Here is an 11,354-nt window from a genome sequence, read left to right as displayed (position 1 = left end):
ATGTCCTCGTAATCGTGGCCGTTGCTCAGGTAGGTGCACAAGCCAATAAGCAGAATGTCAGCCAGTCGGTAGCGGCACTTGGCGGCTTGACGGAAGTCTTCAACTTGCAGAAAGTAGTCGCGAATCGGGTGGCTCATGACCCAAAGCTAACCCCCACCCGGCTTCATGCGTTTGCCCTGATTTTTGTCAGGTAGGTTGACTTTTTCTGATTTTTTATTCCATATTACCGGGGATATCGGACATCCCGGGTTACGTTTCTTAGCACATACTATGCGGCTTCAATTATACCTGACGGCGCGTCAGGCCCTGCCCTTCGACCACCTGCCCACGCTCAAGGGAGCCTTTCACCGCTGGGCCGGCCACAACAACGACCTCCACGACGGGCTCTCGCTCTATTCTCTCTCCTGGCTGCGCGGGGGCCGGGGCAGCCGCAACGGCCTGCACTTCCGCGACGGCGCCCACTGGTCCATCTCGGCCCACGACCCGGCGCTGATTCATGCCCTGGTAGGCGGCGTGGTGCGCGAGCCCGACCTGGGCCTGGGCCTCACCGTGCGCGACGCCCGCCTGCTCACGCCCCCTCCGTTCCAGGACGGCGAGCAATGGTTTCGGGTGCTGAGCCCGGTGTTCATCAAGTGGCAAACCGAAAAAGGCCAGACCGCCGACCACCTCACCCACACCGACCCGCGCGCCGACGAGCTGCTCACGGCCACCCTGCGCCACAAACTCCGCCAGGCCGGCCTGGATGACGCCGGCGCGGCCGTGCGCTTCGACCGGACGTATGCCGGGGCCAAAACCAAGCTCTTTGCCTACAAGAACGTGCAGTGCCGCGCCAGCCAGTGCCCCGTCATCGTGACGGGTACGGCCGAGCAGATTCGGTTTGCGTGGTGCGTGGGCGTGGGCAATAGCACGGGGCTGGGCTGCGGGGCGCTGGAATGAAAAAAGCCGCCTCGGGTGGGGCGGCTTTGGTTGACTATTTAGCAGATTGGTTTCTCTTTTTATCGGCTTCTATCATGCGGCGCATAGCTTCTTCCCGACTAATGAGTTTCAATGGCTCTGCCAGCAGTTCCCGTCATACTTTGGCTGGGTCGCGCTCCTCAAACAGATTGCGGAAGCTGACCGGCGCACCAGTAGCAGGCAAGTTCAACGGGAGCAGCAAGCCAGCCATTGACGCCTATTTGCCCTGCTTCCGGATGCGGCGCAGCATTTCTTCGCGGGTGACAACGGGGCCGCGCTCAGCCCGCAAGCGTCGCCAAGCATCCTCCGCCCCCGGTCCTTGGAAAGGGTTGTGGAAGCTAGGAACGGCAGAGGAAATAACGGAGTTCTTCGAGGTCGTGGGCGACTTCGACTCCGAGGACTGCGAGTTTTTCGGTGTTGTCGTCATATCTCAAAGTTAATAAAGCACTTATTAGTCATGATACAAGAACTTGTCACCTATACTCAAAAGGTGCTGGCTCCCTTTCGGGAACACGGCTTGCGGCCCAAAGACGGGCTACATATTGTTGTTGGTTTCGATGAGTTGGGCGCTGTAACAGTGCAGCCGCCCGAACTATACCGACGCACCGATGCCAGCGTGTCGGAGTTTCTGTTGAACTGTGCGCGGCGAGAGCAGCGGGCATGGATGATTAACCCTTGGAAAACTTACGACGGCCCTGAAAAGGAAATTCATTCCGTTTCTACTTACTGCTTAGCATTCAAAAAAGGAACCTGGATAGGTGGTGAAGCTTACCTAAAGAAGATAGAAGAGAATAAAAAGCCCCTTGACCAGCGTATCGGGCGCTACTTCGACCGGGCTATTACCCTGCTCGAACCCGACGAGGAGCGGGAACGCCAGGTGGCGCTGCAATTCAAGCACTTCTGCCAAAACGGGCTAGGCGAGTTGCTGGCCAGCTTGCCCGAGTATGAGAAGCTGAAGGAAACCGATTATATCTGCCTCTATCTGGGTGAACCGCAGGTTTCGCTACCTGATTACGAGCAGGTAAACAACCGCTACCTACGCGATAAGCTGTTTAACACTGAGCAGGAGAACACTACCCCCGACGCGGAGGACCGGGTGTACGGCACCAGCAATTTCTTCAATGGTTACGGGGACAAGAAGCCGTTCTTGCTGCATCAGACCGCACCCTTCGGCACCAATGCCGCCCGCAACCCGGCGGCTTCGGGTATTAGTAGCCGCATTTCGGATGCGGATGCCCGCTGGCTCAACGATTTCCGGCTGCTGGCCGACCGTAACCAGCGCATTTTGCCCAACCCGTTGCCCGTATTCGTAGATGCCGACGAGTTGAACCGGGAAGTGGTGGCCATTTTCAACGAAGATCCGGCCTTGTTGCCCGGCTACCGCGAAATCATGGAGCGACTGGTGAGTGGCGGCCACGACCTGAACAACTACTACCTCTTGTTCTACCAACAAAGGGAAGTCAAGGACTTCGACTATGTGAGCCGCTTCGATATCCGGCTACGCGACGAGCAGCAGGATACGAATTCCTGGCGGGTGCAGGATTTGTTCGGTATCAACCAAACCCTGAAATGCGAGACGGTATTCGACCTGCAAACGCAGGTACTGAAAGTCGTTTTCAGCAATGCGCTGGTGCAGGAGCAGAAAAGCGGTGCCTGGGCCTACAAGTACTTCGATGACATCGACCCTAAGTACTGCTCAGCCACCACGTTCCGGCTGGTGATGCAGTACCGGAAGGCGTGGTACGATTTCGTATACAAGTCACGGCGACAGGCCATTACGCCGGCAGCGTGGCGCGATATATTATTGTCGGGCCTGCGGGACGATGTAGCCGCCACCGATAAGTACGCGGGCTACCGGGCCAAGCAGAAGCTTAACATCTATCTGAGTCTCAACCATCTTTTCGATTCCAATAACGTCAACTTCACCGGACACTTTATGCCTACTTACCTGCCCGAACTGCGCGACTCGTTGGGTCGCCTGCTGGCCGACGATGCCGCCGACCAGCACCTGGCCACCGACGAAGACTATGCCTTCGCCGCCGGCCAGCTCATCTACTACTTGCTCTACCAGAGCAAAACGGAGGATAAAACCAATGAGCTGTTGGAGCCTTTTCTGCAAAAGACCAACGATGCGCTGTTCAAGGATGCGCTGGCCCAAACCATCCGGCGCTACAAACACGCCATTTCGTTTGGTAACCGCCGCTTCCGCAAACTAGCGGAGGAAGTGCTGGGCTACGAAGCCCGGAAAACGCCCAAGGAGCTGCTCGCCTTTATTCTGTGCGGCTATTTCAGTCCTTCGGGCCTGTTTGCCAAGAAAACCGAAAAACCTGAAGACGCCGCCGCTGAAAGCCAGGCATCCGAAACCAACGAAACCGAAGCTTAATCTTTATCTCCTCCCCATCCCATGCCAAACTACAACCACCGCGCCTACGGCTGCGCCGTTATTAAGAGCGTTAATTCCAACTACAACGCCGATTTTACCCATCAGCCGCGCACCTTGCCTGATGGCACGGTGTACGCGACGGACAAGGTGCTGAAATATTCCATCAAGAATTATTTCATCCGCAACTACGCCGACGATAAGGTTTTCTATTTCAAGACCTTCAACGAGGCCATGTCGCCCCGCACCCTGGACGAAACCTACAACAACCTGTTTGGTCCTTATCCGCAGGAGAAGGGCAAAAATAAGGACAGCGTAGTGCGGCTAGCCATTCTGGGCAATCTGCTCAAGTGCCTTGATATCCGTCTATTCGGGGCCACGTTCGCGGGCGAAACCAATATTTCTATTCACGGGCCGGTGCAGATTACGCACGGCATGAACCGCTACGCGGAAGGAGCCATATTTTCAGAGCAGATTATGTCGCCCTTCCGCAATCCGGGCGATAAAAGCGTGGATTCTACCATGTCGACCCTCGGTACGCAGGTGCGGCTGCGCGAAGGCCACTACGTGCATCACTTTTCGGTAAACCCCCAGAATCTGGCCGAACACGTGCAACGAGCCGGCGAAGGCGCTACCGGCCTGACTACCGCCGACGTGGAGAAGTTGAAAGAAGCCCTACGCAGCGGCGTAACGTTCTATGACTCGGCCTCCAAAGCCGGCACCGAAAACGAGTTACTACTGTGGGTAGAGCTAAAAGAAGGCTCGAAGCTGGTGTTGCCCTCGTTAGTGGAGCTGGTGAGCGTGGGCCTCGACCGGGTAATCGACCTGACGAAAGTGCGCGACCTGTTGGCCGAGCCCCGGGTGGCCGAACAGGTAGAACGCATTGACTTGTATTACCACACCGCCGGCACCGAAGTTCGCAACGCCCCTGCTGGGGCGCAAATGCTGCCGCTTTAAGTCCGGCCGCGTATGCAAACTTTGCTTTCTTTTGATGCGCCGCAACCAGTGCCAATAGAGGATCTGTCTGGCACACCGCCCGCTGCCCCTACGCTGGTATCGTTCGACGTCCGGGCCGATTTCGGCTTTCTGCGCAAGCCCGACGTGAATGATGGGCTTAGCCTGAGCTACAACCTGTTGCACCGCCCAGCCTTGCTGGGACTGCTGGGGGCAGTGGCGGGCCTGGGTGGCTACGCCGGGCGCGGGCAGCGCCCCGAATACTGGCATAAGCTCGGGCACCTGCGGGTGGGGGTGGCTCCGCTGGCCTACGCCGGAGCCGAAACGGCGACGGGCAGCCGGCCCCGCCACGAGCGCGGCAGTTTTGCCAAAACGGTGATTGAGTACACCAACACCGTGGGCTACGCCAACGCTGATGGCACCTGGATTCTGCGCGAGAGCACCCTTATTCGCCCCGCTTACCGCTGCTTCGTGCTGCTGAACCGCGCCAACCCCGTGGAGGAAATCCTGTACCAGCGCCTGCATCGGCAGGAGGCAGAATTTCTGCCTTACTTGGGAAAAAACGAGTTTGCCCTGAGTTGGGACAACGTGCAGAAAATACCCGAAGCCCGGCCATTCGCGGGTGGGCGGGATTTTGAAGTAGTGTCGGCGTTTCGGAAAACCGAACGAGTGAGTGATGCCGTGGCGCGGGCCGTGGGCCTGCGGGCAGCGCGGCAGACCAGTGCTGCCGAACCGCCGTTTCTGCATTTCGAGCGGTTGCCGGTGGGCTTTGACGAACACCTGATGCAGTACCGCTACGCCGATTTCGTATTTAGCAACGTCCGCTTTCAGGCCGATGCCCCTATCGAGAATTTGTATGAATGGCAGGATAGCCAGGTAGTGCAATTACATTAGCCCCCGCCCGATGTCGCTGCCCACCTTTGCCCAACTTCTGGCGACCCTGCCGCCCTTGGTGCTCACTAATGCCCCTGCTTACCACGGCCACAGTGCTTACAACGATAGTGTAGCGCCCGAACTACTGGCCGAGCACATGCACCGTGTGATGCTGTATTTTGGGCGGCTGGTAGTAGCCCACGGCCTAGATGCCGTAGCCGACAAGTTGGCACGGGATACAGTGGCTGGAAGCGTGCCCCCTACCGAGCAAACCCGCGCCGCCGGCCAAGTAAAGCGCCTGCTGATACAAGCGGTGTGGCATCACGACTTTGGCAAAGTGAACAGTGCCTATCAGGTGCATATCCAGAACCCCCAGCAACCGGCATTTCTGGCGGTCAAGCACGGCTATGGTTCGCAACACGCCATCATTAGCACGTATTTGTTTGTGGTGCGGGAACTAGCCGCCATTTTGGTTCAAGAACCAGAAACTACGCAGGAAGCCCTGGCAGCGGTGTTGCTGGCGCTGGCGTATCCGGTGGAGCGCCACCACAATTCCCGGTTAGGCGGTAATTTGGCACAGGGCAATACGTCTCTGGAAAGCCCGGCGCAGGTGTTGCAGGCTTACCTCCCTTTATTCGGTAGTATAGTAGCCGCCGAAGACCACGCATTCATCCATGACTTAATAGGCTCGGGTCACGATCAGACGCTGAACCACTTACGCCAACCACAGCAGCCCGCCTTTGCCTTGTATGCACTGGTGCGGCTGACATTTTCGTTGCTTACGGCGTCCGATTTTTATGGTACGGCGCATTACTATCGCGGCTGGGACGACGCACATCCTTACGACGATTTTGGCTTGATAACCGACGAGTTACGGGAGAAAATCATTCATCATGCCCGCACTTTACAACCTTACAATCGGCAGGTAACCGAACACTTGGCCAACTGGCTAGCCGAAGACCCTACGCAAGCGGCCTGGCAGGTGCCGAATGCCGATAATCTCAATAGGCTGCGCAGCCGCATGGCCGCCGAAGTGGTAACCAACGTGCGTCAGCACGCGCACGAGCGCCTATTTTATCTGCACGCGCCTACCGGGGGCGGCAAAACGAACCTCTCGATGCTGGCTGCTGCCGAGTTACTGGCCGCTAACCCGGAGCTGACTAAGATTTACTACGTTTTCCCCTTTACCACCCTCATTACCCAAACGGCGCAGGCGCTGCGCGAAACGCTGGGCCTGACCGGCGACGAGGTAGTACAGCTGCATAGCCGGGCCGCCTACCAGGAAAACGAAGCCGATGCCGAGCAGGATGCCCGTTACGGCCGCGAGCACCGGAGTGAACTCGACAACTTGTTCGTGAATTTCCCGGTGTGCTTGCTCACGCACGTGCGCTTCGTAGATATCCTCAAAACCAGCCGTAAGGAGGCAAATTACCTACTGCACCGGCTGGCGAATTCAGTGGTCATTCTGGACGAGTTGCAGAGTTACGACCCGCGCCATTGGGACAAACTGGCTTGGCTGTTTGAGGAATACGCCCGGGCTTTCAACATCCGCTTCGTGCTTATGTCAGCCACGTTGCCCCGACTCAGTGATCTGAAAATTGGTACTGAAAGCTACGTGCGGGTACCCTTCCAGGAACTACTACCGGAGGCGCGGCAACGGTTTTTTCTCAATCCAAACTTTGGTCAGCGGGTACGGTTCGACTTCGGTCTGGAAACCCAGCTGACTACTCCAGACCGGAAGGACGAGGAGGCCCGCGAAGCCTATTTAACCGCGTTGGCCCGTTATGTCCGGGACCGGTCCGAAGTCTGGGCTACCGAACACAACGGTCAGGTACGCACGGTTATCGAATTCATTTTCAAGAAAACGGCTACCGAGTTTCAACGACTAATTAGCGACCGGGACTTACTGCCTGGCTACACGCTGCTGGTACTGTCGGGCACCATCCTGGAAGCCCGCCGCCGGGCCATCATCCATTTCCTGAAAAATCAGCCCGCTACTTGTCCCAAAGTGCTGCTTATTACGACTCAGGTGGTAGAGGCCGGCGTGGACATCGATATGGATTTAGGTTTCAAAGACCGGTCGCTGCTTGACAGTGAGGAGCAGTTGGCGGGTCGCGTCAACCGCAACGCAACGAAAACGGGCAGCGTGCTATACCTGTTCCGGCTCGATTCGGCCAAATTGCTCTACGGCCACGATAAACGCTATGGAGTGCAGGAAAGCAGGGCGTTTCGAAATGAAGCAGCCGAGATTCTGGCTAGTAAAAACTTCGATAAGTTGTACGGCGAAGTAATGCGTGGCATTGACACCTGGAATACGAAGGTGGGTGGGGTTAATCTGGGCACGTATCAGGAGCACTGTCGCCGCCTGAATTTTCCGGCCGTTGACAACGAGCTGAAGCTGATTGACCAAGAAAACGGTACCGTATTCGTACCGTGCGAAATTGGTTTGTACCCGGATATTTGGGTAGATGGAAATTGGCGGCAGCCCAGTTCGGGTGATTTTTCTTCAGTTGAAGCCTGGGACTATTTTGCTAGTCGAAATCGACTATTGACGCCGGCTCAGGAAGCGTTTCTGCGCGGAAAGTATATCGTGCCAATCAAAGGTTTGATTTCGGGACAGCAGGTACTGGAGCTTTTCGAAAATCTAATAAAGAAGCCGGGTAAAAGCCGGGACGCGAAGCAGGAAAGTCGAAAAAACCTTAAACAGCTGCAAGGGATCCTGGCTATGTTTACGTGTTCGCTTTTTGCCCAGTCAAAGGATATGCAGCGTATCAAGACTAGCATTCATGCCCGCGAAGTATTCGGCTTGTGGGTGCTTGACCCCCACGATTGGCGCGAGGTATACGATCCGGAAAGTGGCATCCGCTCCGATAAGCTAGCGGTTGATGAGTTTACGGTCATTCTGTAATTGCTCTCTGTTATGCGCTCCGTCAATGCTACGCTCATCAATCTCTACCACATCTGCCACCGCGAACTGTGGCTGCACGCCAACGAGGTACGGATGGAAAGCACTTCGGACATAGTAAAAGACGGAAAACTGCTGCACGAAACCGCCTATCCGCAACGGGCGGAGCGGTACCGGGAAATAACGTTGGGTAACAGCAAAATTGATTTCTACGACCCTAAGGCCAAAATTGTCCACGAAATAAAGCGCGGTAATAAGGCCGAGCAGGCTCATGTGGCGCAGGTAAAGTATTATATCTGGCTGCTGGAGCAGCATGGAGTTCCAGGCGCTACAGGATTACTGGAGTACCCGAAGCTGCGCCAGACTCAGCCGGTAGAATTAACAGATGAAGACCGGAGGCAGATTCCGCAGTGGGAGACGGCCATTCGGCTTATTATTGAAAACCCGCAATGCCCTCCCGTTATCAACAAGCCCTTCTGTCGGCAATGCAGCTACTACGAATTTTGCTACGTGGGCGAGTAGTTGAGAGGTGGTGAGTAGTGCAATGGGGGGTTGATATTCCAAGAGCCGACGCCACCGCTTTCTGTGCCAATTACAAAATCCGTGCAATCCGTTAAAATCCGTGCTAATCCGTGCTATATGAAAAAGACAGTTTACCTTTTCAATCCTGGAAGGCTGGCCCGCAAAGACAACACGCTGCAATACACGGCCTGCGATGAGGAAGGCAACCCTGGCGCAGTGAAATATCTGCCCGTAGAAGCAATATCTGACCTATATGTATTCGGGTCGCTGGATGCCAATTCGTCGCTCTATAACTTTCTGGGCAAGCAGGGTATTTCAGTGCATTTCTTCGACTACTACGAACACTACACCGGCTCGTTCATGGCGAAGGAGTACCTGCTGGCCGGCAAGTTGCAGGTGCAGCAAACGCAGCATTATACCAGCAAAACCAAGCGCATCATCCTGGCCCGCAAGTTTGTGGAAGGCTCGGCCTTCAACCTGCTCAAAAACCTACGCTATTACCAGAGTCGGGGCCGCGACGTGGCCGCCTACATCGACCAGATTGACGGCTACGTGGCTGCCCTCCCCTACGCGGCGGCCGTGCCCGAGCTGATGGGCCTGGAGGGCAACATCCGCCAGACCTACTACGGGGCCTTCGACCGCCTGGTACCGGGCGACTACACGTTTGGCACCCGCACCACCCAGCCGCCGCAGAACGAGCTGAACGCGCTGATGTCGTTCGGCAATATGCTCTGCTACGCGGCCTGCCTCTCCCAGATTTACCATACGCAGCTCAACCCCACCATCAGCTTCCTGCACGAGCCAGGCACCCGCCGCTTCTCGCTGGCCCTGGACCTGGCGGAAGTATTCAAGCCGCTGCTGGTGGACCGGCTCATTTTCCGGGTACTGAACAAGAAGGAAATACAGCCCAGGGATTTCGTGCACGACCTGGGCCGGTGCGTCCTCAAAGAACCGGCCCGCAAAACCATCGTGCGCGTATTTGAGGAGCGACTCAAGGAAACCATCCAACACCGGAGCCTCAAGCGCAGTGTGAGCTACCAGCACCTCATCAAGCTCGAATGCTACAAGCTGACCAAGCACCTGATGCAGATGGAAGAGTACAAACCCTTTAAAGCCTGGTGGTAAGATGTACGTACTGCTGGTGTATGATATCCGGGAGAAGCGCGTGGGCAAAATGCTCAAACTCTGCCGCCGCTACCTGAACTGGATCCAAAACTCGGTGTTCGAGGGCGAAATCACGGAGGTAAAGCTGAAGGAGCTACTCGCCAAAGCGCATACGTTCATCAATCCGGACGAAGACAGCATCATCATCTTCAAAAGCCGCAGTCAGCAGTGGCTGGAAAAGCAGGTAGTCGGTCAGGAGCGCAATCGGCTGGACACCTTTTTATAAGAGTGAGGAGTCGTCGGTGCGGTAAGCCGCTAGTTCGCCATGAGGCCATGAAGCGCCGGCAACTACTCAAGTAGCTGATATTCATGGGTCGTCGCTGGCCAGGCAAAATCCGGCTATTACTCACCGACGACTTTAGCACGTTTTCTTTCGCCTGAAAGAGTAGCTTTACGGTACCAAGGACGCTGATTGCGTCATGGGCTTCAATCGGACTGTGTGGAATTGAAATCCCTGGGCCTGGCCGCCAACAGCGACAACCCGGTGTGCTTCAATCGGACTGTGTGGAATTGAAATGAAGCCGTTTCTGGGCCTTAGTGGTCTGCACCAGGTGCTTCAATCGGACTGTGTGGAATTGAAATCTAGGATGGGGGCTTTTTTGTGTCCTTTGCCGCCGGGCTTCAATCGGACTGTGTGGAATTGAAATACCACTGGCGTCTGGCCGTGGACAGCCACAATACCAGCTTCAATCGGACTGTGTGGAATTGAAATCCTATTGGCGGCTTCGTGGATCGTGGCGACCTATTAGCTTCAATCGGACTGTGTGGAATTGAAATATTGCTACGCAGGTAGCGGCCTCGTGCTTCAATCGGACTGTGTGGAATTGAAATGGCTCACTATGCCCACTTTCCGCGCCTGGTCGATGTGCTTCAATCGGACTGTGTGGAATTGAAATAGCAGTACTGCGAGCACGTGGTCTTCGTGCCGGATAGCTTCAATCGGACTGTGTGGAATTGAAATCCGAAGACGACTTCAGTCTCGATAAGCTCATCAAGGGCTTCAATCGGACTGTGTGGAATTGAAATACGGCACCTTCCGCGTGGAGGACCATGCTGACCTGAGCTTCAATCGGACTGTGTGGAATTGAAATAGGAAGGGGCGAAGGCCACCGGCTTCTATTGCACGGCTTCAATCGGACTGTGTGGAATTGAAATTCGAGGTGCATCCGGCCTACTGGGAGTGGAAATACAGCTTCAATCGGACTGTGTGGAATTGAAATAGAGCATCGACGAGAACCTGCGCAATCTGGGCTACAGGCTTCAATCGGACTGTGTGGAATTGAAATACGTGAGCCGGCCGCTCAAGCAGTTGCCCGAATTCGGCTTCAATCGGACTGTGTGGAATTGAAATTTAGTAGATGACGCTACGGAGTACGGCCGTTGTCAGGCTTCAATCGGACTGTGTGGAATTGAAATATAAGCACGTATATCTGCACGCTATTGTCGCCTAATAGGCGGTGGTATAATGCGAGGTGATTCAGGTTGGCGTTAACCGACGGTTGTGCTCGTCGATGACGAGTTGGATGCGCGTATGGTGCATTTTCTCGCACCGGCTAAACGAGCAGGACTTGCGCACCAACACGCCGCACTTTTGGCGCAACG

General features: G+C 55.8%; 10 protein-coding genes and 1 CRISPR repeat array. Of the genes, 9 read left to right on the top strand and 1 reads right to left on the bottom strand.

Annotated features, from left to right (window positions below; genetic code table 11):
- Positions 1 to 137: transposase family protein (locus tag D0T11_RS23595; protein WP_147374774.1), on the bottom strand; the 137-nt coding region annotated here is incomplete at its 3' end.
- A gap of 133 nt (positions 138 to 270) precedes the next feature.
- Between D0T11_RS23595 and D0T11_RS20965 the strand changes: the two genes are divergently transcribed.
- From D0T11_RS20965 to cas2, 9 genes are all read left to right on the top strand, one after another.
- Positions 271 to 936 carry a CRISPR-associated endoribonuclease Cas6 gene (locus D0T11_RS20965; RefSeq protein ID WP_119657768.1) on the top strand — a complete coding sequence of 222 codons (666 nt, stop codon included), beginning with the start codon at positions 271 to 273 and terminating at the stop codon, positions 934 to 936.
- A complete protein-coding gene (locus D0T11_RS22265; RefSeq protein WP_147374773.1) occupies positions 933 to 1,394 on the top strand; it encodes a hypothetical protein in 462 nt (153 codons plus the stop codon). Before D0T11_RS20965 ends, D0T11_RS22265 begins: the two co-directional genes overlap by 4 nt.
- A gap of 17 nt (positions 1,395 to 1,411) precedes the next feature.
- A complete protein-coding gene (locus tag D0T11_RS20955; RefSeq protein WP_147374772.1) occupies positions 1,412 to 3,337 on the top strand; it encodes a hypothetical protein in 1,926 nt (641 codons plus the stop codon).
- 21 nt (positions 3,338 to 3,358) lie between these two features.
- A complete protein-coding gene (locus D0T11_RS20950) occupies positions 3,359 to 4,291 on the top strand; it encodes a type I CRISPR-associated protein Cas7 (RefSeq protein ID WP_119657765.1) in 933 nt (310 codons plus the stop codon).
- 12 nt (positions 4,292 to 4,303) lie between these two features.
- Positions 4,304 to 5,182 (top strand): CRISPR-associated protein Cas5, encoded by an 879-nt coding sequence (gene cas5 / locus D0T11_RS20945; protein ID WP_119657764.1) that lies wholly within the window; start codon positions 4,304 to 4,306, stop codon positions 5,180 to 5,182.
- 10 nt (positions 5,183 to 5,192) lie between these two features.
- Positions 5,193 to 8,069, top strand: coding sequence for a CRISPR-associated endonuclease Cas3'' (locus tag D0T11_RS20940; RefSeq protein ID WP_119657763.1), 2,877 nt, complete (start codon positions 5,193 to 5,195; stop codon positions 8,067 to 8,069).
- A 12-nt stretch (positions 8,070 to 8,081) separates the two neighbouring features.
- Entirely contained in the window at positions 8,082 to 8,588 is a 507-nt protein-coding gene (gene cas4 / locus D0T11_RS20935) for a CRISPR-associated protein Cas4 (protein ID WP_119657762.1), read from the top strand.
- A gap of 117 nt (positions 8,589 to 8,705) precedes the next feature.
- Positions 8,706 to 9,713: a type I-B CRISPR-associated endonuclease Cas1b gene (gene cas1b, locus D0T11_RS20930; protein WP_119657761.1), complete on the top strand. Its 1,008-nt coding sequence runs from the start codon at positions 8,706 to 8,708 to the stop codon at positions 9,711 to 9,713.
- A gap of 1 nt (position 9,714) precedes the next feature.
- A complete protein-coding gene (gene cas2 / locus D0T11_RS20925) occupies positions 9,715 to 9,978 on the top strand; it encodes a CRISPR-associated endonuclease Cas2 (RefSeq protein ID WP_119657760.1) in 264 nt (87 codons plus the stop codon).
- Between the two features lie 197 nt (positions 9,979 to 10,175).
- Positions 10,176 to 11,168: a CRISPR direct-repeat array (repeat unit 29 nt; unit sequence GCTTCAATCGGACTGTGTGGAATTGAAAT).
- Positions 11,169 to 11,354: the final 186 nt, after the last annotated feature.

The organism is Hymenobacter rubripertinctus, assembly GCF_003583925.1.
In the GTDB taxonomy this organism is placed as follows: domain Bacteria; phylum Bacteroidota; class Bacteroidia; order Cytophagales; family Hymenobacteraceae; genus Hymenobacter; species Hymenobacter rubripertinctus.
This window is presented reverse-complemented; position numbering and strand designations above follow the sequence as displayed.

Coding starts and splice junctions, on each gene's coding strand:
- D0T11_RS20965 (WP_119657768.1), top strand. CDS start 271: ATGCGGCTTCAATTATACCTGACGGCGCGTCAGGCCCTGCCCTTCGAC.
- D0T11_RS22265 (WP_147374773.1), top strand. CDS start 933: ATGAAAAAAGCCGCCTCGGGTGGGGCGGCTTTGGTTGACTATTTAGCA.
- D0T11_RS20955 (WP_147374772.1), top strand. CDS start 1,412: ATGATACAAGAACTTGTCACCTATACTCAAAAGGTGCTGGCTCCCTTT.
- D0T11_RS20950 (WP_119657765.1), top strand. CDS start 3,359: ATGCCAAACTACAACCACCGCGCCTACGGCTGCGCCGTTATTAAGAGC.
- cas5 (WP_119657764.1), top strand. CDS start 4,304: ATGCAAACTTTGCTTTCTTTTGATGCGCCGCAACCAGTGCCAATAGAG.
- D0T11_RS20940 (WP_119657763.1), top strand. CDS start 5,193: ATGTCGCTGCCCACCTTTGCCCAACTTCTGGCGACCCTGCCGCCCTTG.
- cas4 (WP_119657762.1), top strand. CDS start 8,082: ATGCGCTCCGTCAATGCTACGCTCATCAATCTCTACCACATCTGCCAC.
- cas1b (WP_119657761.1), top strand. CDS start 8,706: ATGAAAAAGACAGTTTACCTTTTCAATCCTGGAAGGCTGGCCCGCAAA.
- cas2 (WP_119657760.1), top strand. CDS start 9,715: ATGTACGTACTGCTGGTGTATGATATCCGGGAGAAGCGCGTGGGCAAA.